Source organism: Flavobacterium faecale, from assembly GCF_048320115.1.
GTDB classification, from domain to species: domain Bacteria; phylum Bacteroidota; class Bacteroidia; order Flavobacteriales; family Flavobacteriaceae; genus Flavobacterium; species Flavobacterium faecale_A.
The window spans coordinates 98229-124479 of record NZ_CP182943.1 but is presented as its reverse complement, the minus strand read 5'-3'; the positions used below and the strand labels follow the sequence as shown (position 1 = coordinate 124479).

Below are 26251 nucleotides of genomic sequence, written 5' to 3'. Positions count from 1 at the left end.
ACAAGTACCTAAGTATGAACAAAGCTTTTGATAAAGTAAGAAACCATCGCCACTACGATAAGGGAATAGATGTACTAAAGTTAGTTTCCATTGTAGGAAGTACTGAAATTATTTTAAAAGGAGTTGGATTTATTACAGGGATTTTAATTGTGAGATTACTACCTATTCAAGAATATGCCTTTTATACCTTAGCCAATACAATGCTGGGTACTTTAGTGGTTTTTACAGATTCTGGTATCTCCAATGGCGTCATGGCATTGAGTGGAAAAGAGTGGAAAGACCCTAAAAAACTAGGCGTTATTCTTGCCACAGGATTAGATTTAAGGAAGAAATTTGCAGTGGTAACCTTAGTAATTGCCACTCCGATTATTCTTTATTTATTGGTAAAAAATAATGCCAGTTGGTTGTCTGCTGCTTTAATAATGCTATCGTTAATTCCTGCTTTTTACGCTGCTTTATCAGATTCGTTGTTAGAAATTACACCCAAATTACATCAAGATATTGAGAGCTTACAAAAAAATCAATTAAAAGTAGGTTTGGGCAGGTTGTTACTAACACTTTCAACCATTTTTATATTCCCTTTTACATTTGTGATTGTCCTAGCTTCTGGATTACCTCAAATTTATGGGAATCTAAAATTGAAGAAAATCAACAGTAAGTTTGTTGACGTACATCAAAAACCAGATGCAACAGTTAGAAAAGATATTTTAGCAATAGTTTATAAATTATTACCTAATATCGTCTTTTTTGCCTTTTCTGGACAAATTGTTATTTGGATATTATCGGTTTTTGGAAATTCTAATGAGTTAGCTAGTATTGGCGCATTAGGAAGGTTTTCACTCTTAATAGGACTTTTTACGAGCGTATTGTCAACCCTTTTTATTCCTCGTTTTTCCAGATTAGACGAAAATAAATCGCTTATAATAAAAGCTTTTCTGTTTTTTCAAGCCCTGCTTTTTGTGTTTTCGATAGTGGTAATTCTTTTTGTGTTTTTGTTCCCCACTCAAATGTTATGGGTTTTAGGTTCTTCCTATAGTGATTTATCTACGGAACTTTTTCTAATTATTTTGTCCAATTGTATTGGCTTAATTGCTTCCATGACTGGAAATTTGATGGGAAGTAGAGGTCATTTTTTGAATCCTATCCTAGTTATAGCAATGAATTTGTTAACGGTTACTGTTGCTTTTTTTATTTGGGATTTAGCAACACTTCGAGGGATTTTATACTACAGCATTTTATACCAATGTATTTCATTGGCAGTAAATTATAGTTTTAGTTTTTATAAATTAATAGTAAATAAATAATGATCAATCCACTGATAAGCGTTATAGTTCCAGCGTACAATGCAGCTGAATTTTTGCAAGAAACCTTGGAATCTGTAAAACAGCAAACGTATTCCAACTGGGAAATTATTTTGGTAAATGATTGTTCTACAGATGCCACACTCCAAAAAGCAAACGAATTTTCACAGGGAGTTAGTAATGTTGTCAAAGTAATTACGAATGAAAAAAACTCAGGAGTAAGTGTTTCTAGAAATGTTGCCGTGGCCAATGCCTCGGGGAGTTGGTTGGCTTTGTTAGACAGCGATGATGTTTGGCTACCGAACCATTTAGAAACACTAGTAACTACTATTACTCAAGATGCAACAATTAAAATGGCTTATGCGGGATGTCTTGTTTTTTTAGACAAGGTAGAGAACATCATATTTAAGCAAGAGATTAGCGCAGCGATGCTACAAGATTTTAATGTTTCATTGTTTACCCATCAAATAGGGATAAATCCCTGTACTGCAATAATCGAAAAAAAAACGTGGGAATCTGTAGGGGGGATGATTCAAGAAGTGCATCCAGCCGAGGACAAAGAATTGTTTTTTAGAATTGCCAGAACGGGAAATAAAATAGCGTATTCAGGGCAGCATACCGCACTTTACCGCAAACATTCTTCAGGAAATGCGGCTTCCAATAATGAAGTTAAAATGGTTTTAGCCTTAATTAAAATTTATGCCAAACATTTTGATTGGAAAGAAATTCCACTGAAGATTCGAATGGAGCAATTGGCCAGCACCCATTTAGGCTACGCTAGGCTTGTACATAAAAATGACTTGAAAACAGCAAAACAACATAGTTTAAAAGCTTTTCAAATTAATAAGTCCGTAAAAAACGCAAGCTATTTCACGGGGTATTATCTCTGGTCATTATTAGGTTAACTAAAACATCGGCTTGAATAGAATGCATTTTTAAGGGTTCTAAAATAATTCTCAACCAGACCTGATTTTATCAAAGAATAACGTAAACATCATAAAATAGTATTTCAAATGAATCTAGCTGTCAAATCTTCTCCCAAAATTACTGTTTTGATGCCCGTGTACAATTGTGAACTGTATGTAGGGGAGGCTATCGATAGTATTTTGAATCAAACGTATACTGATTTTGAGCTTTTAATAATTGACGATGCGTCTAAGGATGCTACCGCCTCAATTGTAAAAAGTTATAACGATTCTCGAATTCAATTGATTGAAAAACCAATTAATACGGGCTATACTAATAGTTTGAATCACGGACTTAAAATAGCAAGAGGCGAGTATATAGCTAGGATGGATGGGGATGATATTTGTATGCCCGAACGTTTTTTCAAACAAGTTAGTTATTTAGAGTCCCATCCAGAAACGGTATTATGTGCTACGGCTTTCAAAGTAATTGGTAGGGAAGTTTATTTTAGTTCTCCTGAAGAACACGATGCAATCAAATTAGCCTTTTTAGAAGGGAATTGCATTTGTCATTCTTCTATAATGATGCGCAAGGCAACTTTAGATGCTCATGATATCCTATACGACAAAACCAAAGAACCTGCTGAGGATTATGCCATGTGGATTCAGTTATTGTTCTTAGGGAAGCTCTATATTTTACCCGAAATATTGGTGGAATATCGCGTTTATGCGAATCAAGTTTCGGCTAAAAGAGCGGAAGAACAAATGAAAATCGACATCCAGTTAAAGTTTGAATTATTGAACCATTTGGATATTACGATAACTCCAGAAGAGTACCAATTTTTGGAAAAATACTATAGAAACACGCAATGTGTTGATTATAATGAATTGGTGATTTTTAAAAAATTACAAAAAAAATTAAGTCAATCCAATGCTGCTGGTTTTTTTGAACCCAAGGCATTTCAACGCTATTTATCACAATTAGAAGTAAACGTGATGAATAGGTATTTTAACAATTACTTCCGGTATAGTCCTATTTTATATGTTAAGTATCTTATGTCAAAATGGAATTGGAAAACCCAGATACATCGAAATGAGGAAGTAAAGCTGTTTGTTAAATGTTTGATTTTTAAAAAAGTAGCTTAAGTTTTGAACAGCTAAATCAATCTGTGATGAAAAAATATTTTTACTCTGAAGCAACATTTACAAGTTCTACATGGGCTTTATTAGCGATAACACGTTTTTTATTAGCATTTATCGTAATGATAAGCTTTGGACATTTAGATCGGTTTGTAAACACAAATAGTGTATTTGCTATAATTCGTGAATTTGGTGGAAAAGGAGCTGTAATGGTTTTTTTAATGATTTCAGGTATTTCTGTTGGTGTTTCAATCATGAAAAGCAAAGAGGGATTCTTAAAAAGACGTTTTTTACGAATCTATCCTTTGTATTTTATGGCGGTGTTATTAACTGTTTTTTTACAATTTTATCTAGGAAGTCCTTATACCGTCAAAGACACTACTTTCATCGCAACGGGAAATTTAACTAGCATCAGTAATTTTTTATTATTGCAAGGGATTGCAAGTATATCACTTACATATAACAGTCCTCTTTGGTCAATAAGCGTAGAGTTTTTTCTATATCTCATTTTGCCATTTATTTATAAACTGCGGTTGCCATTTGTTTATTTGATTGCATTACTTTCGGTGGTTTTCTATGTGGCTCATACGCAACTATTTGCATTAGAGCTGTATGGAGTAAAACACCTAATATATGCATGGCCATTTATCATTGGATACCTTGTAGCGGTCAAAAAACAATTTTATGGAGTTATTCCTTTAATCTTAATAGGGACGGCAGGTATTTATTATAATTTTTTAAGGGAAGTAGTCATCGAAAAATTCACATTTATTTGGTTCTTGCTCACTACAGGAATGGTAATTAGCTTCTTGTTTGCTAAAATAAAATTAAGCAAGTCTATCAAAGAGTGGTTTAATTACTTAGGCGAACTTTCGTATCCCCTGTATTTATTTCACATTCCCTTATATTTTATAGGCTATCATATTGGGATTCGGGAGGCTTATCTTTTTGTTTGTTTCGCAATTTTACTTTGTATTCCAATCAATTATATTTTCGATATCTGGCTAAAAAATAAATTTTGGAAACCATTATTCAACAATTTTGGATGGTTAAAGAATCGGTTTTCATTTCCACTTACCGACAATTAAGAAAAACAATCATGAAAAAAATACCAGGGCAAGGCGGTTTCACTAAAAAACTAACTACGGAGATCAGCAAGTGGCATCGAAAAAAATTTGCAAATGAAGTGAGTCAAAATTTACCCATTTTGCTAATAAAAATCAATCAAAAGAAACGCATTCCAATGGAAGTAGCTAGTTTTTCTTCCTGTAATGATTACCAAGAGCAACTATTATCCATTTTGTCTTTTGTTCGGTACGTAGGAATTCCGATTAAGTGGACTCTTTATTCCGATGGATCACATACCGCAGCACAAATAGCACAACTGGAAGATCATTTTGATTTTTTGAAGGTCAAAAAAGGGATACCATGGAACACTATTAAAACCTTAAAAGGCTTGTGTAAAGAAGCGTTAGAAGACTATGAGGAATATTTGATTGATTATGCTAAAAAATTTCCGCTAGGCAAAAAGTTGTTTTACTATTTAAACCATACGATTGAAAATCCAACACTTTTTATAGATTCAGATATTCTATTTTATGAGCAGGCAAAGGTTGTAGAATTATTCCTAACGGAGAGACCTCAAGCAACGGGATGGTTTATGCCTGATACCAACTGGGGTTGTTTGGATAGCCGATACAAAACCTTATACTCCGAACAAGTATATCAAGTAAACTCTGGTTTTATTTTCGCCAATGTCCCTTTTCAGCATTTGGAAAAGGCACTTGAAATTTTAAAAATCTATGATTTTAGTTATGAATATTTCAGCGAGCAAACCATTTATCATCAATTATTAAAAGACAATAGTTTTATGCCTTTACCTCCTAAAACGTTTGTTTTGGATGCAGGCGATCAATTTGATTTTTCTTATTTATTTACCCCCAAACAAATGGCGGTTCGTCATTATACGGGGCCAGTTAGACATAAAATGTGGCAAAAAAAATACAAATGGCATCTAAGTTTATAAAAATTTAAAGAATGAAAAAAGGAATTGTTTTAGTAGCTAATTTAAAAAGCCAATGGTATTGTGAAAATTTAATTTTTTCGATTAGAAAAAGTGGTTGTAAACTTCCCATTCGGTTGGTACATTTTGGAGGAGAAAAAATTAACTCTGAATTTGTTCTCAGTGAAGTCGAATTTTTAACGGTTGATGAGTTTTCAAGTGAAGCCAAAGCTTTTATTACAAATTTAGGAAGCGTATTGACCGATTGTCCTAAGGGTTTCTTATACCGTTTCTTGGGTTGGTTTTCTGATTGGGACGAATTCATCTATGCCGATAATGATATTGTAGCCCTAATGAATTGGGAACGACTATTTGAATTTACTGAAGAATATGATTTAGTTCATGCGGATGAAGAATATACCACTCAAGGTATTTACAATTATTTGCAACCTGATAAAATTGAATCGCTTTTTGGTGAAGGTAGTCTCAGTACTGCTATCACAGCAGGACATATTGTGGTAAAAAAGAATCCTAATATGATTGCAGATATGAATGCTGCTATTGAATGGTTTAAAGAACATCCTGAAATCCCTAAGAAACATGACCAATCTTTATTGCATGTTGCCACATTAATAGGAGATTGGAAACTCCTCAATTTATGCAAACCACCGCACAATTGGTTGAGTTCGTGGTCTGGAGATTATGCCAATAGTTTGGATTTAATTCACGCCATACAAGGGGGCTATATTCAAGATACGGCTTCTCATAAAACCTGGTTTTCAATTAAGTCAGATCAATCAAAAACGGAATCTCCTGAACCCTCTCCTGAACCACCTTCTAATACGCCTTCAAATACGCCTATCAGTCATCTGCATTATTCAGGTAGAGGGCGTATAGGTACGGAGCCTATTGATGATTTGATGTTTTCGGATCAAACCAATAAAAAAAGAATGGAACGGCTATTTACAATACAATTGGCAGACATGTTGGGGATAACCTATTATAAAAATCAAAGAAAGCGTGTCAAAAACTATTTAAATCGTATTCTAAAATTTACTGTATGAATTCAGCAATTTGTACCTTATTTGAAGGTCATTATCACTATGGAGTTGCTACACTTTCTAATTCACTGTACAATCAGGGGTTTCGAGGGACAATATTCGCAGGCTATAGAGGGGCGTTACCTTCTTGGGTTTTAAAAGGTAAAAAAGAACGACTAGGAAAATGGGAAGAGGCGATTCGGTTAAAGCCTATTGAGGGATTAGAACTTGTTTTCTTACCGCTCACCACGCATTATAGTCTGACGAATTACAAGCCGGATTTTATGTTGGAATTATGGCATGGAGTAGCAAAAGAAGCAGAAGCTTTATTCTTCTTTGATCCCGATATTGTCGTAGTTGAGCCATGGGCTTGTTTTGAACAATGGGCTCAATATGGTGTGGCAGTATCCGAAGACATCAATTCGCCCTTGCCAGAATTTCATCCTCGCAGAATAAGTTGGCGAAACTACTTCGAAAAATACGGTTTCAAGTTGCAATTCGTCAACCAAATCTATGTTAATGGGGGTTTCGTAGGGCTTGTTAAAAAAGATATTGCGTTTTTGAATTTGTGGTTGCAATTACAAGAAGGAATGGGGGATGCCATAGGCGGGTTGATGAATTCTATTTTTTCCAAAGAAGGTCGTGATACTACCATCGCTCCCATGATAGGTTTTCAATATTTTGATAAGTCGGATCAAGATGCGCTAAATGCAACAATTGAAGCGTATAAAGGCGTTGTGAGTCACATAGGTAAGGAAGGAATGGGGTTTGTTTCTGGACAAATAATGATGTACCACGCTTTAGGAGGCAAAAAACCTTGGTTGAACAATTATTTGGCTTGGGCAATGGAAGGAAAACCACCGAGAGACTTAGATGTGGCTTATTTCAAGAATGTGAATTATCCCATTTTGTCTAATTCTCCTTGGGAAATCAAGAAAAAAAAGATGAGCATCAAGGTGGCTAAATTCATCGGTAGGTTCTATAAAATTTAATGCTATTTATGAATACTGATTTTTGTATTATTTCGAATGATTGTTGGGGAGCTGAGATTTACATCGAACGTAAAATAGCTTACAATACGCCATTTGTAGGTTTGTTTATTCCGCCTTCCCATTTTGTGAAAATGGCAAATAATCTACAAGCTTATTTGGCAACTGAATTGGTTTTTGTAAAAGAAACAGCGTTTCAGGATTATAAAGAATTGTATAAAAAAGAGCAATATCCCATTGCGTTACTTGGTGATGTCGAAATTCATTTTTTGCATTATACTGATGAAACTCAAGCCCGCTCCAAATGGAACAGACGCTTAAATCGCATGCCCAAGGATACTTCAACTTGGTTCATTAAAGGTTGCGATAGGGAAGTGAGTGATTGGAACCAATTACAGGCTTCATGGAACAGCATTCCATTTAATAAAATTTTCTTTTCTGCAAAAAAAAGAAAAAAACTTGCCCATGCCGTTACGATTACGGAATCGTATGATGAGTATGTAACCGATGGTAAAGCCTTGTATAATTTATCAAAGGATTATTTTGAAATTGACCAATGGATAGATTCAAAAGGGAATTCTTGGGAGCTTAAGACTCTTCCGTTCCTACGTAATTTGAATTTTCAGTTTAAAAAACTTAAATACAAAATCAACAAATTATGAAGGGAATCAGTGTAATTGTTTGCTGTTATAATAGTGTTGAAAGGTTAAAACCAACTATTGAACACTTACTAAATCAAGTAGGTATCGCGCCAAATCAATGGGAAATATTGATAATTGATAATGCCTCAACAGATGATACCGCAGCAGTAGCTAGTGATTTATTAGAAAAGAATAAGACGAAAAACAGTCCCTTTTTTAAGATTATTAAAGAAGTTAAACCGGGTTTGTCAGCAGCTCGAATGTGTGGGATTAACCATGCTTCTTTTGACTTTTTGTTGTTTTGTGACGATGATAATTGGTTGGTCAAAAGTTATTTGCAGGATGCATTGGCGATTATTGCTGCCCATTCCAATGTTGGAGTGATTGGGGGTTATGGGACACCCGTTTTTGAAGGACAAGAACCTCCTTATTTTTGGAAAAATCAATACCATACATTGGCAGTGGGGGCACAATATGTCGAAGAGGGCAATATTACCCATACGCGAAAAGTGGTTTATGGTGCTGGAATGATTGTTAACAAAAAAGCTTTTTTGGAATTGATACAGAATTATCAATTTGAATTTCAAGCGACTGGTCGAATAGGAGCCTCACTAGCCAGCAGTGAAGATCATGAGTTGTGCTTAGCGTTACGTATGATAGGTTATGAGGTGTTGTGGTACAAAAGATTACAGTTTTACCATTACATTCCCAAAAATCGTACAGAGATTAATTATTATAAAAAATTGTTTTTGGGTTTTGGGCTTTCCAGTCCTTTATTGATTGGGTATGATTTAGATAAAACAAACCCCATTAATATCAAAAATGATTATCGGTATATAACGCTAAGGAAAATCAAAAACATTCTATCAGCTTACCTTAGAATTTTTTATCATAAAAACATTCTTCAAAGAAGTGAGTATCAAATTTTAGATTTAATACAAGAGCTTTACACTAATATAGGCAGTTTTAAAACTACTGTTAAAGTAAAAAATAACAAAAGAGATAGTTTTATAAACACAAAATTATTCGCCTTGCACGACAAGACAAAACAATCAAATGTAGAATGGATATAGTTACAACGTTATTTGAAGGTCATTACGATAAAGGAGTAGCCGCTTTAATAAACTCTTTAGTGCAATCCTCTTTTAAAGGAAAAATTTGTATTGGTTATCGAGGAAGTTTGCCTACTTGGGTCAATCAATTGCAAAAAACAGCCAAAGGTTATACAGTTGGCGATGGGATTTCAGTTGTTTTTATGTTGTTAGATATTGATATGCATTTTGGGTATTATAAGCCTTCTTTCATGAAAAAGGTAATCCAAGAACATCCTCAGGTATCGAACATCTATTATTTTGATCCTGATATTGTAGTCACTGCACCTTGGCATTTTATTTCCTCATGGACAGATATAGGAGTGGCAGTTTGTTTGGATAATTGTTTTCCTATGGTTCATCACAACCATCCGTGGCGGAAAGAGTGGCAAAAATTGGCCGATAATAATCAAAAATGTGAGTTGAATTACTATGTAAATAGTGGTTTTATAGGTATCCACAAAGACAGTTTTATATTGCTAAACAGATGGATAGCCTTCAGCTGAAAAATACAAAGCCAATAAAGGAGATTTATCTCTTTTTGAAAAAGACGGTTTTCGTGCTTTTAAGGGAGATCAAGATTTATTGAATGCCAGCATGACCGTCTCGTCAGACCTTACTTTTAGTATCATTGGAACCGAAGGAATGGGATTTACGGATCCTGTTTATTTGATGGCTCATGCCGTTGAAAGTGTAAAACCTTGGAAAAATAATTTCATCAAACAAATGGTAGTTAACGGACATAAACCGAGCAGGGCTGCTAAATTGTTTTTTAACTATTGCCAAAATCCTATTGAAATTTATACAAAATCGCAATTGAGGCTCAAAAAAAGCAACATCAAAGCCGCTTCTATTTTGGGTAGAATCATAGGTTAATGAATTTGTTAGGAGTGTTTTAAAGAGTGCTTCGAAGCAACTAAAAGAATAACAATTCATGAAAATATTTTTTATATGTGGTTCTCTAGAGCCTGGTCGTGATGGGGTAGGCGATTACAGTCGTAGGTTGTGTGGAGCCTTATTGCGTCAAGGTGTTGTTACTCAAATGGCTTCTTTATGGGATCATCATGCTACAACTTTTAGTAAAGAAAACCAAGAGGTTGAGGGAGTGACTATAATAGCAAATAGAATTCCGAAAGCGAGTACTCCTAGCCAAAGATTAGCTTGGTTACACACTATTTTAAATGATTTTAAACCCGATTGGATTTCGTTGCAATATGTTCCTTATAGTTTTCATCCCAAAGGATTGCCTTTTTGGTTGCCCTCTTTTTTAAAAAAGATAAAAGGAAATCATCAGTGGCATATTATGTTCCATGAATTATGGATTGGAATGGATTCCAATGTTTCTTTGAAAAATAAATGTATTGGTGTTTTGCAAAAACAATTAGTTCTAAAAATTTTAGATGCAGTAGAAAAAAAAATACTCAATACCCAAATTGATTTGTATCAGTACCAAATAGCTGCTCAGGGATATAAAATAACGCTTCTGCCTTTGTTTAGTAACATTATTAAAAATGAAACATCAAATATAGCGCTTGCATCAAAGGATTCCGAATTGCGATTTTGTCTTTTTGGAAGTATTCACTACGGAGCGCCAATTCAAAGATTTATTACTGATTTAAAGCAGGTTGTATTAGGTTTGAAAGAGAAAAAAGAATTGAAGTTTATATTCATAGGAAGTTGCGGAGCGGAGATAGCAAAATGGAAAGAGCAATTAGAAGCGCACTCCATCGATTATGAAGAGACTGGATTTGTCAATGACGAAGAAATAAGCCGCATGCTATCAAGTTGTCACTACGGAATTTCAACCACTCCTTATATTTTAAATCAAAAAAGCGGAAGTTTAGCTGCCATGTTTGATCACGAATTACCAGCGATATGCGTAGCCAGAGACTGGGAAGTAAAAGGGTTTAAACAAGAAAATTTTTTGAATTTGATACAGTATAAAAACCAAGAATCGATAAAAACTTTGATGGATAAAAAGTTTATAAGCTCAAACGAGAATCAGATAGCAAGCATAGCCCATCAATTTTTATTGGGATTAAATCAAGGGGAGGTTGTATGGCAAGTTTAAACTATTTATGGCAAAACCGACTTCAATCGCGAAGGTTTAGTGCCCCTTTTTTCAAGAGTTGGGCCAAGCGTTTATTGACTTTTCCAGAGTTACTCAAAAGCAATAGGAGAAGAACTGCTTTAATCCGTAAAGGAGCAACCATAGCGCCCACGGCTGAGATAGGCTTAGTAGTCATAAATGGAAAAAAGGACAATTTAGTCATTGGCGATTTTAGTACGTTGGGTAGGGTCGAAATTGCTTTACATGATAAAGTAACGATTGGAAATAATGTGTGTATCAATGATGGCGTAATCATCTTGAGTGCTTCTCACGATGTTTTAGACCCCTTATGGCGTCATAAAAAAGCGCCTATCACTATTGGAGATTATGCCTGGATTGCTACAAATGCTATTCTTTTACCAGGAGTAAAGATTGGTAAAGGGGCAGTAGTAGGAGCAGGAGCAGTGGTTAGTAAAGATGTAAACGAATACGCCATTGTCACGGGTAATCCTGCAAAAGAAATAAATAAAAAGAGAACAGAGTCATTGAATTACAATCCTTGTGAATTTCTTGCAACAAATAACGCCTGGTTAAAATGATCGTATTTTCACATCCTACATTAAATGCAAATGCAAAAGCATTGATTCAAGGTTTATTTAAAAATAAAATCTTATATAAATTATACACTTGTGTAGCTATTTTTAAAGGGCAAGTATTGTACAAGTTAGGGGTTAATCCTAAACTAAAAGATTTAAAACGAAGACGTTTGGATAAAAGATGGCAAAAATTTACGGAAGTAAATTCATTTTTTGAGTTTGGACGTTTAATAGCATCAAAATTACAATTAGAGCCTTTAACGAGACATGAAAAAGGATTCTTTTGTATCGATCGGGTATATCAAAAACACGATCATTGGGTAGCAACCACATTAGCAAAAGCAAAAAAGGAAGGTGTGACTGGCGTGTATGCTTACGAAGATGGTGCGTTTGCCACTTTTACCAAAGCAAAACAATTGGGCATAAAATGCATTTACGATTTGCCCATAGGATATTGGAGAATGGCACGTTTATTAATGCAAAAGGAATTTGAACTCAATCCTGAATGGGCTAGCACCTTAACAGGTTTTAATGATTCTGTAGCAAAATTGCAGAAAAAAGATCAGGAGTTAGCATTAGCTGATGTGATTTATGTGGCTAGTAGTTTTACAAAACAAACTTTGACAGCCTATTCCGGAAAGCTAGCCGAAATAAAAGTAATTCCCTATGGTTTTCCAGAGGTAAATTTCAAAAAAGAATACCGCTCACTCGAAGGCCGAAAACTCAAAATTTTATTTGTGGGGGGCTTGTCGCAGCGCAAAGGAATCTCCTATTTGTTTGAAGCAGTTGCTGGATTGCGAGAACAAGTAGAACTGACCGTTGTGGGGCATAAATCAGTAGCTAATTGTAGTGCGTTGAATCAAGCTTTAGAGCAACACCATTGGATTCCTACTTTACCACATCATCAAGTTTTAGCTTGTATGCGCGAACATGATGTTTTTGTCTTCCCTTCTCTTTTTGAAGGTTTTGGTTTGGTAATTACTGAGGCCATGTCGCAAGGGATTCCTGTCATAACCACTGAGCGAACCGCAGGGCCTGATTTGATTACCGAGGGAGAAGATGGATGGATTGTACCAGCGGGTTCCGCATCAGCAATTAAAGAAGTCTTGGAAAAAATACTGGAAGCCCCCCAAGTAGTACAACAATATGGGCTTGCTGCCCAACGCAAAGCACAAACCCGACCTTGGTCCGTATATGCACAAGAAATGGCTGACGCTATTTTATCATCAAAGATTTTATAAACAACAGATATTCATGGAGGTAGTAAATAAAAAAGTGAAAAATTCCACGAACAATTCTTTAAAAATTGCTATTTGGTTGTATTTTTTACTTTGGATTTTCGAAGGAGCTTTACGCAAATGGATTTTGCCTGGCCTAGCAACTCCCTTATTAATTGTACGTGACCCTATTGCAATTTACATTATTGCAAGAGCACTTTATGTTAATGTAAAATTCATAAATACCTATGTAGTGTTGGGGGGTATTTTTACCTTATTAGGACTGGCCATTACGCTAACCTTCGGACATGGGAATCTATTTGTGGGACTTTATGGTGCACGAATAATGTTACTTCATTTTCCTTTGATTTTTATTATGGGGGAAGTATTGAACAAAGAAGATATTCTTAAAGTAGGACGTGTCATGTTAGCTCTTACAATTCTGATGACTTTGATTATCTATTTTCAATTCATCAGTCCACAAACAGCTTATATTAATGTGGGTATAGGAGGAGAAGGAAGTGCTGGTTTTGATGGCGCCATGGGGTATTTTCGTCCATCTGGAACGTTTTCATTTATATCGGGTTTATCGGCTTTTTATATTTTGGTGTCGGTATATATCTTTTATTTTTGGTTGTCAAATGAGCCATGTTCCAAGGCATTGCTTATTTCGAGTACAATAGCATTGTTGATAGCGATTCCTTTAACTGTAAGTAGAACAGCTGTTTTGGGTGTGTTTTTAGTTGGTTTTTTTGCATTCTTAGGTTCTTCTACCAGTGCCAAATCCATAATGCGATTACTACTTACGATTACGGTTATTTTTATTTTAGTTATTGTATTACAAAAAACGACCACAATTTTCAGTTTGGGTACAGAGGTTTTTATGAATCGAGTGGATACTGCCAATGGTCAGGAAGGAGGGTCGATTGTCATGCGAACCATTGAAGGATTTACACAACCCATAGTGAGTTTGTTAAACGAGCCTTTATTTGCTGGTAAACTAGGAATGGGTACAAATGCAGGGGCACAGATGTTAAGTGGGAGTACAAAATTTTTAATATCCGAGGGGGAGTTGGGTCGTTTGAGTGGTGAACAAGGCATTGTTTTAGGAGGAGGACTCATTGTTTTACGATTGTTTTTTGCCTGTTCGTTATTTGTCCAATCCATACGATTACCAAGTAACTTAAAATTATTACCCCTCACATTTTGTGGGACAGCTTTATTCTTGATTACGCAAGGACAGTGGGCGCAACCCAGCATTTTGGGCGCTTCGATTATCGCTTCGGGTTTATTAATAGCAAGCCTTAATATCAAATTAGAAACAGATTAGATGAAAATTATACTGTTTACACATCCTACTTTTTTAGCGCATCAAAGCATGCCACGCTACGCTAGTATGTTGCAAAAGGGAATGGAAGATAAAGGGCATCAAGTAGTCATTTGGAGTCCCAAAGCTCGGTTTTATAAAATCCCTTTGGTGTCCTCTTTAAAAAAATGGATGGGTTATATTGATCAGTATGTTTTGTTTCCTATTGAAGTAAAATTTAAATTAAAAAAATGTTCAAAAGACACGCTTTTTGTTTTTGCCGATCAAGCTTTAGGGCCATGGGTTCCACTGGTGAAAAACAGAAAACACATCGTGCATTGTCATGATTTTTTGGCTCTAAAATCTGCTTTAGGAATGATTCCAGAAAACCCAACATCCTTTACAGGAAAACAGTATCAAAATTATATTCGAAAAGGATTTTCAAAAGGCAAAAACTTTATTTCAATTTCGAAAAAAACAGAACAAGATTTACAGCAATTTCATCAAGGAAATATCGAAAGTTCTTCGGTTTGTTATAATGGTTTAAGCCGTCCTTTTTATTACTTATCAGAAAGTCAGTCGATTAAATTAGTGGAAACTAAATTAAGATTAAGTCTAACACAAGGATATATCATGCATATTGGAGGCAATATGTATTATAAAAACAGAAAAGGGGTAATGGAGATTTACAATACGTGGAGAGCAAATTACCATACAAAAATTCCTTTGCTTTTAATAGGAGAAAAGCCTTCGGACGAATTACTGATCCAACGGGAAAAATCAGCATTTAATAACGATATTTATTTCATTTCTGATGTGTCAGATGAATACATTAATAGTGCCTATTCAGGAGCTAAATGTTTGTTGTTTCCTTCTCTAGATGAAGGTTTTGGATGGCCAATAATTGAGGCTATGGCCTCGGGTTGTCCCGTCATAACGGTCAATAAAGCACCTATGAATGAAGTAGGGGGTACAGCCGCTTATTACATTGAGCCCATGCCCAATGACAAAGCATCACTCGGACAATGGAAAAAAGAGGCAGCAACGGTACTGGAAAAAGTGGTTTCCTTACAAGCTGCTGATAGAAAAAAAGCGATAGAAAAATCATTGCAACACTCCAATATGTTCTCCTCGGAATATTCCTTGAATGCAATTGAAACTGTTTATAAAATGATTCATTCCGTTGAATAAAGGAATTAGTCATACATTTTAATGAAGATTATTAAGTTCCTTTTCTTCTAAAAAAAACTACACATGAAAGTCATTCACTTTATTGCTCATATTGATAAATCAGAAGGAGGCACTGCGGAGTACATGCGTTTATTGAGTTCTGCATTAAAAAATCATGTAGAATTAATAATTGCTACTGGTTTTTCCCCTCATCCTGTAGAAATTAAAGGGGTAAGAGTCCATTTTTTTAATACCAAAATTGTAAGGTGGTTTTTTAACACTAAGGAGTTTTCCCTTTTTTTAAAAAAAGAAAAACCCAATTTGGTGCATATCAATGGAGTTTGGAACCCTCAAAACTGGGCTTTTCAAAAAGCCGCTCAAAACTTGGGAATTAAAGTTATTGTTTCACCACACGGCATGCTGGAGCCTTGGATTATGAAAAACAATCCCGTTAAAAAAAAAATAGCCTTGTTTTTATACCAGCGTAAAGCCCTTATGCAATCACAGTACCTACATGCTACTGCTCAAATGGAAGCCGATAATATTCAAACATTAGGTTTTAAAAATCCGATTTCTATCATTCCAAATGGTATCGATTTGCAAGAAGTATTGGAAACCAAAACACAATATGGAAGCCGAAAAATGGTATTTATTTCTCGCATTCATCCAAAAAAAGGAATTGAATTATTGTTAGAAGCTTGGAGCAAATGCAATACAAATGGATGGTTGTTAGAAATTGCAGGCAATGGGGAGGATAAGTATGTTGCCCAACTGAATGAAAGTGCCTTAGGATTAAAAAATGTACATTTTGTAGGTGCTAAATATGGGGAAGCCAAATGGAAATTTTTAAAATCGGCTGATGTGATGGTATTGCCTACACATAGTGAAAATTTTGGAATTGTAGTGGCCGAAGCTTTGGCTTTGGGCATTCCTGTTATAACCACTCAAGGCACACCTTGGAATGATTTAGAAACATACCAATGCGGTTGGTGGATTCCACTATCGGTTGCCAATTTAGAAAAAACCATCGCAAAAGCGATTAACACCCCTGCTGAACAGTTACAAATTATGGGGGAAAGAGGAAGGCAATTAGTGGCTGAAAAATACGAAATCAAGGTGACTACAAATCAGCTTTTACAATTGTACCAAAAGATACTTACATAAAGAATAAGGGGTGACTTTTGTAAGATTGGGGTGTTGCAATTGTTGTAAAATGATTGTTGAACGACATTGTAAAGCACGTTCAGGCGGCCAAAAAAAGGAACAAAAGAAAGATGAAAAACAGTGCAACTGGAAATAAAAATATGATTTTGCTTTTAACAGCATCTATAGCACCTAAACAGTTTAAAAACAGTATTGAAAGAAATGATGTTAAAACGAGATTAGAAGACTATAAGAAGGCATTAAAATTCTGGTTGCATCACAAAGACGCTAACATCACTGAAATCATATTTGCTGAAAATTCAGGTTATGATTTAACTGAAATCAAGCAAATTTTTGAACTTGAAAATAGTTACAATAGAAAATACCATTTAATCCAAAAAGAAGAAACACCAGCACCTGAGGGATTCCATTATGGCTATTCCGAATTAGAACTCCTGGATTATGTATTTGAGAAATATCCTTTTGCAAGTACTGAGGATTATTTTATAAAAGTGACCGGTAGGTTGTATTTTCCTGAACTTTCAAAGTTGATATTGGTTACGATTCCCCATTATTTATTTGTGGCGGATAGTAGGATTTACAATTTTTTTGGGTTGCAAAACAAACATATTTTGACTACCGTATTTATTTGCCGAGTGGATTTTTACCAAAAATATATATTCAACCAAAAAGGGAAGATGAAGGATTTAACTCATTCGCTTTTTGAAACGTTATTGGTTGAATTATTATACGAGAAAGTTCAACATGCACTCTTACGTTTTCCTTTTAATCTAAACCCCATAGGTATTGGGGCACATTCTAATAAAAATTATGGCTCTTTGAAAAATACCTTAATGAATACAATCAGAGCCACGTTTAGGAAAATAGCGCCCAATTTTTGGATTTAATCCTATTCACCCAACTTTTAATAATGGATTTTTTCAAAGGCAGAAGTGTCCCAGAAATCAGCAATTTATACCAATTTATTAATTTAAACGTAATCGTTCTTTGGATTTAGCTACTTACAGTCATTCATTTAGTTTGAAAAACAAAATTTCAAGATTAGTTTGGAATGTATGTTACATCATTTTGTTTAGACCCTTTGCTTCCCGATTTTTTATAATATGGCGCGTTTTTGTTTTAAAATGTTTTGGAGCTAAAATTGAATGGTCTAGCAACATATATGCTTCTGCAAAAATTTGGGCTCCTTGGAATTTACAAATCGCTTACAATTCCACCTTAGGACCTCATGTAGATTGCTACAACCAAGGAAAAATAACTATTGGAGCGAATACCATAATTTCTCAAAAGACGTATATGTGTGCTTCGACCCATGATTACAACCAAAAAGATTTTCCGCTTCTTCTCAAACCAATCACAATTGGGAATGGAGTTTGGGTCGCTGCTAATGCTTTTATAGGGCCTGGAGTTATTATTGAAAATCATGCTGTGGTTGCTGCTTGTGCAGTAGTTGTAAAAAATGTGGAAAAAAATACAATCGTTGGTGGAAACCCAGCAAGAAATTTAAAAGTGAGAAATTATGAATAAAATACCCGTAACGGTTATTGTTTCTGTAAAAAATGAGGCTTTAAATTTGCCTTCTTGCCTAGAAAAACTAATGCAGTTTGCCCAGATTATTGTCGTGGATTCAGGAAGTACTGATGGTACCCAAAACATTGCTTTAAGCATGGGTGCCGAAGTAATAGAATTCAAATGGAATGGTAAATTTCCTAAAAAACGCAATTGGGCTTTACAAAACGCAAGGCTTCATCATGAATGGGTTTTGTTTTTAGATGCAGATGAATTTGTTACCAAAGCCTTTGTTGAAGAAGTTGCCATTAAAATACAAGACCCTACTTATAATGGCTTTACGATTCAGTTTCAAAATTATTTCATGGGTAAGAAATTGAAATATGGGTATGGATTTCAAAAATCGGCACTTTTTAGGAAATCAAAAGGGGCTTATGAAAAAGTTGAAGAGGATATGTGGAGCCACCTAGATATGGAAGTGCATGAACATCCAATCATAGAAGGGAAAGTAGGGTTGATTCATGCCAAGGTCGTGCATAAAGATTTTAAAGATTTAGACCATTATATAGCCAAACACAATGCTTATTCTTCTTGGGAAGCGCAACGCTATTTACAACTAAAACAATCAAAAAATTACCTTTTATCCTTAAATCAAAAAATTAAATACAACCTACTTAATACGGGTTTGCTTCCTATCGTTTATTTTTTTGGAGCTTATGTTTTAAAACTAGGTTTTTTAGATGGCAAAGAGGGGTTTTATTTAGCGTGTTACAAATCACATTACTTTTTCCAAATTCAAACAAAAGTGCAATTATTAAAAAATAAATAAGATTGGTATGAAAAAAATATTAATAACTGGCGGAGCGGGATTTGTAGGGTCTCATTTGTGTAAAAGATTATTAAACGAAGGAAATGAGATCATTTGCTTAGACAATTACTTTACAGGGGCTAAATCCAATATTATCGAACTATTAGATCATCCTTATTTTGAATTGGTTCGACATGATATTACGGAACCGTATTATGCTGAGGTGGATGAAATTTATAATTTGGCTTGTCCAGCATCACCAGTTCACTATCAATACAATCCCATTAAAACGGTAAAAACATCGGTAATGGGAGCTATAAATGTATTAGGACTGGCAAAAAGAGTAAGAGCCAAAGTATTACAAGCCAGTACTAGTGAAGTATATGGTGACCCTCTGGTGCATCCACAAACAGAAAGTTATTGGGGACATGTAAACCCAATTGGAATTCGTTCTTGTTATGACGAAGGAAAACGTTGTGCTGAGACCTTATTTATGGATTATCACAATCAAAATAAAGTAGCTATCAAAATTATCCGAATTTTTAATACGTACGGTCCTAATATGAATCCTGCTGATGGTCGTGTCGTCTCAAACTTTATTGTACAAGCACTTCAAGGAAAAGATATCACTATTTTTGGTGATGGTTTGCAAACTCGTTCGTTTCAATATGTAGATGATTTGGTGGAAGGTATGGTACGAATGATGGCTTCAGAACCTAGCTTTTTAGGTCCAGTAAACTTAGGAAACCCTAACGAATTTACGATGCTTGAATTAGCAAATGCAATAATTGAGTTAACAGGATCTAAGTCAAAAATAATACACCTTGAACTACCGCAAGATGATCCCAAACAAAGACAACCAGATATTTCTTTGGCAAAAGAAAAACTTGATGGTTGGCAACCCCAAACACAATTGCGTGAAGGCTTAATTACTACCATTAATTATTTTGATGACCTACTAAAAGCGTAAAAATAAAACGTGTTTACACTGCAATCAATTGCCAGAAAAAAAGCCGATTGTACTAAAATATTTTCTGCTCCACTACCTAAACAACCTTTCACGGGCGTTTTTTTCTAAAACTCACCCAATTACAAAAAACGCTTTGCTTGTCATTTCATTAGAAAGTTTTCTGCCCATTTTAAAAGGAGGAGAAGATTGCTGAATGCACTTTAATTTCGATGCCGTTTTTTTAATTCTAAAATGAATTTTTATGAGAATTACCATAATAACCGTTTGTTACAATCGAAGCTCGACCATTGAAAAAGCAATTAAAAGTGTTTTGAATCAGAATTATCAAAATATCGAGTACATCATTATTGATGGGAATTCTACAGATGGAACCCAAAAAATCATCGAAAAGTACCGCGATAGGTTAAGTCAATATATTTCGGAGCCTGATAAAGGTATGTATGATGCCATTAATAAAGGATTGCATTTAGCAACAGGAGATGTTATTGGCTTAATGCACTCTGACGATGAGTTTTATGATGAAAAAGTAATTAGTACGATTGTTAAGCGTTTTAATTTTGAAAAAAACATTGACGGTGTGTATGGTGATGGTATTTATGTTTCGAATGATACCGAGGAGCGACTCATTAGAAACCGAATAGGAGGAGCTTTTAGTTTACAAAAAATCAAAGCAGGGTGGTTGCCACTTCATCCTACCGTTTACTTAAAAAAAACGATAATAGATCAATACGGTCTTTACAATCTAGATTTTAAAATTGCATCAGACACCGAATTTTTACTTCGCTATTTGTATAAATATAAAATTAAGATGAGTTACATCAATACCTACATCGTAAAAATGAGAATGGGAGGTATGAGTACGAATATCAAACGCGTTTTTGAAGTTTTATATGAAGATTATAAAATTTACAAATTTCACGGCCTAACGGCTTTTTTAGTGGTATTTCTTAAAAAAACGAATGCTTTACGCCAATATTTGGTTCACTAATTTTTTCATCAACACCCCATTTACCAATCTAAATTATACCCATTATGAAAAAAAACGTTGCTTCAATAATTTTTTTGCTTTTACTGGTAACACAATCGTGTACCACTAAGAAAGATATGTTGTATTTGCAAGATATGGATGCTCATTCCAATAAGAATTTATCTTTTGTAATGACTAAAATACAACCTAATGATATCTTGAAAATTGATGTAAGTGATCTCAATCCAGTAGTAGCAGCACCATTTAATTTAAATGTAGGCTCTGGTTCTTCCTCAGTTCAAATGATGGAATTGTCAGGCTATTTAGTAACTCCTGAGGGTACTATAACAATGCCTATTCTTAATGAAATCAGTGTAGTAGGTTTGTCTCCTTCAAAAATTGAAAGTGTTATTAAAAATCGCTTAATCGATGAAGGGTATTTAGTAAACCCTACGGTACAAGTTCGGGTTCTCAATAATAAGTTTACCATTCTGGGAGAAGTGCGTTCACCAGGAGTTTATCCCTTTACAGAAGAATCAATAAGCTTATTAGATGCAATAGGTATGGCGGGAGATTTAACTTATTCTGCCATTCGTAAAGACATACAGTTACTAAGAGAAACAAACGGAAAGCGTATGGTTTATCACATTGATTTAACCACGGCCGCTTGGATGTCTAATCCCGATTTTCAAATAAGACAAAATGATGTCATCATTGTGGTGCCTAATAAACTAAAAGTAAATAGTGGAGGATTGATCAAAGATCCGCTACAAGTTATAGGAGTAATAGCTTCGTTACTTGCTATTATTTTATTGATATCTAAATAAAAAAAATAAGAATATGGATTTTAAGAAAGAATTTTTAAAGTATTTCCAGTATTGGCCTTGGATTTTAGTTAGTTTACTATTAAGTGTGGGGGCAGCCTATGTTTTTATAAAAACAGCAGATACGACTTATCAAACAGCAGCAGTCATTAACATCGATAAAAAACAAGAAGAAAGCGCCAAAATAAGCCCTTTTAGTAAGGATTATGAAAAGAAAAAAGAAATTGATTTACAGGACGAAATTGCACTCGCAACCTCAACTGATTTATTATCGAAAGCAGTTAATAATTTAAATTTGAATATTAATTATTTTGAAAAACATTTTCTGCATCATAAATTGTCAGACGATATTCCGTTTGTAATTCATACAAACCTGCCCAATGATTCCTTACCTGATGTAAAATATGAGGTTAAAGTAGTAAATGAAGGATTCTTTATCACTAATACATTTACTTCAAAGACCTATTTAATTCACGGCTATAATTCGGTTAACACAGCCAAGGACTTACCTTTTACAATTCAATTAACCCCTTTGGCTAGGAAAAATGTGGCGGCTTATTTATCAAAGGAGTATGTACTGACTTTTGAATCAACTACTACTGCTGTAAATCATTTAAAGTCGGTATTAAATGTTCAACCCTTTGAGGATACAAATACCCATTTAAGATTGACTCATGTAGGCACAGATCCAGTGCGTTCTAGAAAAATTTTGGATGAAATTATTTCCTTACTAGATAAAAATATTGTGTTTAATAAACAAAAAATGGTTAAAAGTAAAATCGATTATTTAAATCAACGAATAGCTGTTTTTTTAAAAGAGAGGGATTCCATTCAAGGGGTAAAGGAAAAGTATTTGAAAAATAATGACATCTTAGTCTTAGATAAATTTATTGCTGATAAAACGAATGTAAAGAACGTTAAAAAGGAAAATTCGATGCTCAATGCAAGACAAATTGAGTTGACTAAGTTTGCCATTAATGATATCAAAAGAACTCCTAGTACTTCAGCTTTAGGAACAGGGTATAATTTAGAGATGCCTACAGTAAATCAGTTGATTACAGCGTATAATGCGAGTATTTTAGAGAGTCAGTTAATCTTACAACGAGCTCAAAAAAATAATCCCACTTATGTTAGTTTGCAACTCCAACTTGCTATGCAAAAACAAGTCATTTTGAATAGTTTAGAAGGTTATTTAAACACACTTTACAAAAGTAATGCTGCAAATCAATCCGAACAATATACCGCAAACATAGAGGCGAGAAGTATTCCCACTAAGGATAAAGATTTAGGAAATATTAATACCAACATTAATTTAAAAGAGGAAATTTACTTGGATTTATTGCAAAAAAGAGAAGAAGCAATATTGAACAGTGCCATTTTAGCCTCTAATTTAACAACGGTAAGTCCTCCTCAAACGAATTATTCGGCTATTTTTCCGCAACCCAAATCCTTTATGTTGGGAGCATTTCTATTTGGTTTGTTGATTCCTTTGGGAATTATATTTCTAAGTTTGCTTTTAGATAGTAAAATTTATAGTGAAGATGATATTGCTAAAGAATTCTCACACATCCCTTTTCTTGGAATATTACCTAAAGTTGATGATTATAAAAAAATAGACAATTCGCCAAATTCACGAACAGTTCTCGCCGAAGCCTCACGAATCTTATTTTCTAATTTAGGTTTTTTATTACCTAGAAAAAATGTGAATACAGCAAATGTACTTTTGTTTACCTCTGCTATACAAGGTGAAGGAAAATCGTTTTGCGCGTTTCATATGGCGGCAACTATCAGCAATCTTAATAAAAAAGTGTTATTAATTGGTGCTGATTTAAGGAATCCTCAATTAGATTCATTTTTTAGCGTCAAAAAAAACGAATTGGGATTAACGAACTATCTGTCTAATAAAGCAGATAATTGGAGAGAATTATTAGTTAAAGACCCAAATCTTTCGGATAATCTTGACACGATTTTCTCAGGAGAAATCTCTCCTAATCCCACTCAATTATTGAGTAATTCTAATTTTCAAAGTTTAATTGATGAGGCCAAACCACTTTATGATTTTATCATTATAGATTCGGCTCCCGTTCAACTGGTTTCTGACACCCTAAATTTTAGCCATCTGGCCGATGTGACTTTGTTTGTATTGCGGTATAACTATACGGATAAAAGAACCTTAACTCAAATCAATAATTTCATCAAAAAAGACCAATTAAAAAATGTAGGGGTTCTTATCAACAGTGTAAGTTCGAAAGGGTTAAAATCTTTTACTTATGGCGCTAGTTATGGGTATCAATATACTGAAAAAAAGGAAAAAAAATCTTGGCTAAAAGGAGCGTAAAACCTGATTTTGATGCTGAAATTAATCGATACTAAACAAAAGATTTTTACTAAACTTAATAAGTAAAATGATGTCAAAAAAAATTATTCTATTTCTTTTACTTGTTACTATTGCAATCGTCTTTTATTATTCATGGCAATCAGATCCTAGTTTGGAAAATAATACATACTTGCCACAATGGCTTCTAAAATGGAGTAATGAATATTATAATTTACGTACAGCTATTCCTTTTTTGGCGGTAGGCTTTTTACTAGAAGCGTATTCACAATACAAGGGAATTTATGAAATGAATTACAATCAAAAAGCCAGTTTTTTTCAAAATATAGGGATAGCAACAATTATCGCGTTTGTTGCTGAAGGAGGACAATTTCTTATTCAGAGTCGAAGTCCAGATTTGATGGATGTATTCTATGCGACTATAGGAAGTTTAATTGGAGGATTAGGATATTATATGTTTTCAATGTTGTTTAACTCTAATAGATAAGAAATGAGAAATAGACATAAATTCACTTTCATAATTTGTTGTGCTATCGGAGATTTAATTGCCATGGTACTTGGTACAATGATATTTTTGAATTTTGCTATAGAGGAGCAGATGGCTTGGAATGCGTTGTTTTTAAATAAAATAATTCCAATTACCATTTTGACGTGGTTGTTTTCAATCAGCTATTTTAAATTGTATCAAGTAGGAGTTCTATTTAATTTAGAGGTATTTTTCGCAAATAGTTGGCGTGCTTTTTTTACACAACAAATTTTATGGTACAGCTATATTTATATTTTTAATAATGACAATTTTAGTTTTGGACGTGGCAAAGTTTTTCTGATTCAATTGAGTTTTTTACTCACTTATTTTTTTCTGTCAAGAGTCTTATTTACACTTGTCATTTTAAAAATCAAAAGATGGTTCAGACGTTTTAATGTCGGGATTTGGGGATTTAATAAAACCAGTATTGATCTGGCTTCATATTTAGAACACCATTCTTATTTTATTCAGTTTGTAGGGATTCTTAATGAAAATTCATCTGAAATTTATACCACCAGAGAAGAATTCAGCCATGCACTGATAAATGCCATACATAAGGCATCAGAAGACAATATCAATGAATTGTACATTGTAGCACAGCCAGATTTTATTACTGAATTGAATATATTTTTTGAACTGGGTGATAAGTATTGTATGCGATTGAAATTTATCCCAGATTTATCTTTGATTTCCAAAGAGCATTTCAATATCAGTAATTTAGAACAATTTCATGTCATTAAACCTCGATTTGAACCGTTACAAAATGCTTACAATAGATTGGTAAAAAGAGTCTTTGACCTTACTTTTAGTTTAATGGTTATTGTATTCATCCTGTCATGGCTGTATCCTTTAATGGCAATTTTAATTAAAAGACAAAGTCCAGGCCCCGTTTTGTATAAACAAATGCGAACTGGTAAAAAGAATGAACCTTTTTGGTGTTATAAATTCCGAAGCATGTATGTAAATGTGGGAGACGAAACAGAGCAAGCCAAGAGAGGCGATTCTAGAGTGACACCCATAGGTAAGTTTTTACGCCGCACCAGTTTAGACGAAATGCCTCAGTTTTTTAATGTTTTTATGGGAAAAATGAGTGTTGTAGGACCACGTCCACACATGTTAAAACATACTACAGATTACAATGGACACATCAACAACTTTATGGTACGTCATTTTGTGAAACCTGGAATTACAGGTTTAGCTCAGGTTTCAGGTCTTAGAGGTGAAACTAAAAAAGTATCGGATATGAAACGAAGGGTAATGGCTGATATCAAGTATTTACAGGAATGGAGTCTAATTATGGATATAAAAATTTGTTTACTAACCGTGATTGTAACCCTAAAGGGGGATGAAAATGCTTTTTAAATTTAAAAAATAGAAATTATGGAAATTACTAATTACTTAATTGGATTACTCACAGGTGTCTCTTTGACAGCATTTTTTGTTGGAAAAGCATGGTATAGGTATTATACTAAATATACTATTCAACAGAAGCAATTGAGTCGAATATTAAAATTAAATGACAAAATTAAAAAACTAAAGAATTTTGAATCTCCAAAAAAAACAAGAATAAAGGTCTAAGAGTAGCATCGTCTTTTTAAGAAAACGAACCCATCATCAAATAAATTTCAATAAATAGGAAGAAAATGGAATAATGTTGTTTCATGAAATTAGTTTAAAAATGACACCCTGTGAATTTATTA

At 34.1% G+C, this 26251-nt stretch carries 26 protein-coding genes; all 26 read left to right on the top strand.

Features of this window, described 5'->3' with window-relative positions; translation table 11 throughout:
* Positions 1-14 precede the first annotated feature (14 nt).
* Complete coding sequence (locus tag ACNH59_RS00515) at positions 15-1304, top strand: polysaccharide biosynthesis protein (RefSeq protein WP_418263508.1); 1290 nt, start codon at positions 15-17, stop codon at positions 1302-1304.
* Positions 1304-2206 carry a glycosyltransferase family 2 protein gene (locus ACNH59_RS00510; protein WP_418263507.1) on the top strand — a complete coding sequence of 301 codons (903 nt, stop codon included), beginning with the start codon at positions 1304-1306 and terminating at the stop codon, positions 2204-2206. Before ACNH59_RS00515 ends, ACNH59_RS00510 begins: the two co-directional genes overlap by 1 nt.
* 108 nt (positions 2207-2314) lie before the next feature.
* Positions 2315-3352, top strand: coding sequence for a glycosyltransferase family 2 protein (locus ACNH59_RS00505; protein ID WP_418263506.1), 1038 nt, complete (start codon positions 2315-2317; stop codon positions 3350-3352).
* Positions 3353-3378: 26 nt separating this feature from the next.
* Positions 3379-4434, top strand: a complete 1056-nt coding sequence (locus ACNH59_RS00500; RefSeq protein WP_418263505.1) for an acyltransferase family protein — start codon at positions 3379-3381, stop codon at positions 4432-4434.
* An 11-nt stretch (positions 4435-4445) separates the two neighbouring features.
* The gene (locus tag ACNH59_RS00495; RefSeq protein ID WP_418263504.1) at positions 4446-5372 is read left to right on the top strand and encodes a hypothetical protein; all 927 of its coding nucleotides are present in this window, start codon (positions 4446-4448) and stop codon (positions 5370-5372) included.
* A gap of 11 nt (positions 5373-5383) precedes the next feature.
* Entirely contained in the window at positions 5384-6412 is a 1029-nt protein-coding gene (locus ACNH59_RS00490; RefSeq protein WP_418263503.1) for a hypothetical protein, read from the top strand.
* Positions 6409-7380: a hypothetical protein gene (locus ACNH59_RS00485; protein ID WP_418263502.1), complete on the top strand. Its 972-nt coding sequence runs from the start codon at positions 6409-6411 to the stop codon at positions 7378-7380. Before ACNH59_RS00490 ends, ACNH59_RS00485 begins: the two co-directional genes overlap by 4 nt.
* A gap of 8 nt (positions 7381-7388) precedes the next feature.
* Positions 7389-8039 carry a DUF1919 domain-containing protein gene (locus ACNH59_RS00480; protein ID WP_418263501.1) on the top strand — a complete coding sequence of 217 codons (651 nt, stop codon included), beginning with the start codon at positions 7389-7391 and terminating at the stop codon, positions 8037-8039.
* On the top strand, positions 8036-9091 hold the full coding sequence (locus tag ACNH59_RS00475) for a glycosyltransferase (RefSeq protein WP_418263500.1): 1056 nt from the start codon (positions 8036-8038) through the stop codon (positions 9089-9091). Before ACNH59_RS00480 ends, ACNH59_RS00475 begins: the two co-directional genes overlap by 4 nt.
* Positions 9082-9615, top strand: a complete 534-nt coding sequence (locus ACNH59_RS00470) for a hypothetical protein (protein ID WP_418263499.1) — start codon at positions 9082-9084, stop codon at positions 9613-9615. Before ACNH59_RS00475 ends, ACNH59_RS00470 begins: the two co-directional genes overlap by 10 nt.
* 91 nt (positions 9616-9706) lie before the next feature.
* Positions 9707-9985 (top strand): hypothetical protein, encoded by a 279-nt coding sequence (locus ACNH59_RS00465; protein ID WP_418263498.1) that lies wholly within the window; start codon positions 9707-9709, stop codon positions 9983-9985.
* Between the two features lie 58 nt (positions 9986-10043).
* Entirely contained in the window at positions 10044-11180 is a 1137-nt protein-coding gene (locus ACNH59_RS00460; protein ID WP_418263497.1) for a hypothetical protein, read from the top strand.
* Positions 11168-11758 (top strand): acyltransferase, encoded by a 591-nt coding sequence (locus ACNH59_RS00455; RefSeq protein WP_418263496.1) that lies wholly within the window; start codon positions 11168-11170, stop codon positions 11756-11758. The genes ACNH59_RS00460 and ACNH59_RS00455 overlap by 13 nt, the downstream gene beginning before the upstream one ends.
* Complete coding sequence (locus ACNH59_RS00450) at positions 11755-12996, top strand: glycosyltransferase family 4 protein (protein ID WP_418263495.1); 1242 nt, start codon at positions 11755-11757, stop codon at positions 12994-12996. The genes ACNH59_RS00455 and ACNH59_RS00450 overlap by 4 nt, the downstream gene beginning before the upstream one ends.
* A 13-nt stretch (positions 12997-13009) precedes the next feature.
* A complete protein-coding gene (locus ACNH59_RS00445) occupies positions 13010-14302 on the top strand; it encodes a hypothetical protein (protein ID WP_418263494.1) in 1293 nt (430 codons plus the stop codon).
* Complete coding sequence (locus ACNH59_RS00440; protein ID WP_220764394.1) at positions 14303-15469, top strand: glycosyltransferase; 1167 nt, start codon at positions 14303-14305, stop codon at positions 15467-15469.
* A gap of 63 nt (positions 15470-15532) precedes the next feature.
* A complete protein-coding gene (locus ACNH59_RS00435; protein ID WP_418263493.1) occupies positions 15533-16612 on the top strand; it encodes a glycosyltransferase in 1080 nt (359 codons plus the stop codon).
* A gap of 110 nt (positions 16613-16722) precedes the next feature.
* Complete coding sequence (locus ACNH59_RS00430) at positions 16723-17499, top strand: hypothetical protein (protein ID WP_220764390.1); 777 nt, start codon at positions 16723-16725, stop codon at positions 17497-17499.
* A 100-nt stretch (positions 17500-17599) separates the two neighbouring features.
* On the top strand, positions 17600-18139 hold the full coding sequence (locus ACNH59_RS00425) for a putative colanic acid biosynthesis acetyltransferase (protein WP_418263492.1): 540 nt from the start codon (positions 17600-17602) through the stop codon (positions 18137-18139).
* Positions 18132-18950 (top strand): glycosyltransferase family 2 protein, encoded by an 819-nt coding sequence (locus tag ACNH59_RS00420; protein ID WP_418263491.1) that lies wholly within the window; start codon positions 18132-18134, stop codon positions 18948-18950. The genes ACNH59_RS00425 and ACNH59_RS00420 overlap by 8 nt, the downstream gene beginning before the upstream one ends.
* A gap of 7 nt (positions 18951-18957) precedes the next feature.
* On the top strand, positions 18958-19899 hold the full coding sequence (locus ACNH59_RS00415; RefSeq protein WP_220764384.1) for a UDP-glucuronic acid decarboxylase family protein: 942 nt from the start codon (positions 18958-18960) through the stop codon (positions 19897-19899).
* A gap of 241 nt (positions 19900-20140) precedes the next feature.
* The gene (locus tag ACNH59_RS00410) at positions 20141-20887 is read left to right on the top strand and encodes a glycosyltransferase family 2 protein (protein WP_220764382.1); all 747 of its coding nucleotides are present in this window, start codon (positions 20141-20143) and stop codon (positions 20885-20887) included.
* Positions 20888-20931: 44 nt separating this feature from the next.
* Positions 20932-21693 (top strand): polysaccharide biosynthesis/export family protein, encoded by a 762-nt coding sequence (locus ACNH59_RS00405; RefSeq protein ID WP_418263490.1) that lies wholly within the window; start codon positions 20932-20934, stop codon positions 21691-21693.
* Positions 21694-21706: 13 nt separating this feature from the next.
* Complete coding sequence (locus ACNH59_RS00400; RefSeq protein ID WP_418263489.1) at positions 21707-24028, top strand: polysaccharide biosynthesis tyrosine autokinase; 2322 nt, start codon at positions 21707-21709, stop codon at positions 24026-24028.
* A gap of 70 nt (positions 24029-24098) precedes the next feature.
* On the top strand, positions 24099-24512 hold the full coding sequence (locus tag ACNH59_RS00395; protein ID WP_418263488.1) for a VanZ family protein: 414 nt from the start codon (positions 24099-24101) through the stop codon (positions 24510-24512).
* A 3-nt stretch (positions 24513-24515) separates the two neighbouring features.
* Positions 24516-25913, top strand: a complete 1398-nt coding sequence (locus tag ACNH59_RS00390; RefSeq protein WP_418263487.1) for an exopolysaccharide biosynthesis polyprenyl glycosylphosphotransferase — start codon at positions 24516-24518, stop codon at positions 25911-25913.
* Positions 25914-26251 lie beyond the last annotated feature (338 nt).

What these genes read in the sequence shown, in the direction of transcription:
- ACNH59_RS00515 (WP_418263508.1), top strand. Translation starts at nt 15, where the DNA reads ATGAACAAAGCTTTTGATAAAGTAAGAAACCATCGCCACTACGATAAG.
- ACNH59_RS00510 (WP_418263507.1), top strand. Translation starts at nt 1,304, where the DNA reads ATGATCAATCCACTGATAAGCGTTATAGTTCCAGCGTACAATGCAGCT.
- ACNH59_RS00505 (WP_418263506.1), top strand. Translation starts at nt 2,315, where the DNA reads ATGAATCTAGCTGTCAAATCTTCTCCCAAAATTACTGTTTTGATGCCC.
- ACNH59_RS00500 (WP_418263505.1), top strand. Translation starts at nt 3,379, where the DNA reads ATGAAAAAATATTTTTACTCTGAAGCAACATTTACAAGTTCTACATGG.
- ACNH59_RS00495 (WP_418263504.1), top strand. Translation starts at nt 4,446, where the DNA reads ATGAAAAAAATACCAGGGCAAGGCGGTTTCACTAAAAAACTAACTACG.
- ACNH59_RS00490 (WP_418263503.1), top strand. Translation starts at nt 5,384, where the DNA reads ATGAAAAAAGGAATTGTTTTAGTAGCTAATTTAAAAAGCCAATGGTAT.
- ACNH59_RS00485 (WP_418263502.1), top strand. Translation starts at nt 6,409, where the DNA reads ATGAATTCAGCAATTTGTACCTTATTTGAAGGTCATTATCACTATGGA.
- ACNH59_RS00480 (WP_418263501.1), top strand. Translation starts at nt 7,389, where the DNA reads ATGAATACTGATTTTTGTATTATTTCGAATGATTGTTGGGGAGCTGAG.
- ACNH59_RS00475 (WP_418263500.1), top strand. Translation starts at nt 8,036, where the DNA reads ATGAAGGGAATCAGTGTAATTGTTTGCTGTTATAATAGTGTTGAAAGG.
- ACNH59_RS00470 (WP_418263499.1), top strand. Translation starts at nt 9,082, where the DNA reads ATGGATATAGTTACAACGTTATTTGAAGGTCATTACGATAAAGGAGTA.
- ACNH59_RS00465 (WP_418263498.1), top strand. Translation starts at nt 9,707, where the DNA reads ATGACCGTCTCGTCAGACCTTACTTTTAGTATCATTGGAACCGAAGGA.
- ACNH59_RS00460 (WP_418263497.1), top strand. Translation starts at nt 10,044, where the DNA reads ATGAAAATATTTTTTATATGTGGTTCTCTAGAGCCTGGTCGTGATGGG.
- ACNH59_RS00455 (WP_418263496.1), top strand. Translation starts at nt 11,168, where the DNA reads ATGGCAAGTTTAAACTATTTATGGCAAAACCGACTTCAATCGCGAAGG.
- ACNH59_RS00450 (WP_418263495.1), top strand. Translation starts at nt 11,755, where the DNA reads ATGATCGTATTTTCACATCCTACATTAAATGCAAATGCAAAAGCATTG.
- ACNH59_RS00445 (WP_418263494.1), top strand. Translation starts at nt 13,010, where the DNA reads ATGGAGGTAGTAAATAAAAAAGTGAAAAATTCCACGAACAATTCTTTA.
- ACNH59_RS00440 (WP_220764394.1), top strand. Translation starts at nt 14,303, where the DNA reads ATGAAAATTATACTGTTTACACATCCTACTTTTTTAGCGCATCAAAGC.
- ACNH59_RS00435 (WP_418263493.1), top strand. Translation starts at nt 15,533, where the DNA reads ATGAAAGTCATTCACTTTATTGCTCATATTGATAAATCAGAAGGAGGC.
- ACNH59_RS00430 (WP_220764390.1), top strand. Translation starts at nt 16,723, where the DNA reads ATGAAAAACAGTGCAACTGGAAATAAAAATATGATTTTGCTTTTAACA.
- ACNH59_RS00420 (WP_418263491.1), top strand. Translation starts at nt 18,132, where the DNA reads ATGAATAAAATACCCGTAACGGTTATTGTTTCTGTAAAAAATGAGGCT.
- ACNH59_RS00415 (WP_220764384.1), top strand. Translation starts at nt 18,958, where the DNA reads ATGAAAAAAATATTAATAACTGGCGGAGCGGGATTTGTAGGGTCTCAT.
- ACNH59_RS00410 (WP_220764382.1), top strand. Translation starts at nt 20,141, where the DNA reads ATGAGAATTACCATAATAACCGTTTGTTACAATCGAAGCTCGACCATT.
- ACNH59_RS00405 (WP_418263490.1), top strand. Translation starts at nt 20,932, where the DNA reads ATGAAAAAAAACGTTGCTTCAATAATTTTTTTGCTTTTACTGGTAACA.
- ACNH59_RS00400 (WP_418263489.1), top strand. Translation starts at nt 21,707, where the DNA reads ATGGATTTTAAGAAAGAATTTTTAAAGTATTTCCAGTATTGGCCTTGG.
- ACNH59_RS00395 (WP_418263488.1), top strand. Translation starts at nt 24,099, where the DNA reads ATGTCAAAAAAAATTATTCTATTTCTTTTACTTGTTACTATTGCAATC.
- ACNH59_RS00390 (WP_418263487.1), top strand. Translation starts at nt 24,516, where the DNA reads ATGAGAAATAGACATAAATTCACTTTCATAATTTGTTGTGCTATCGGA.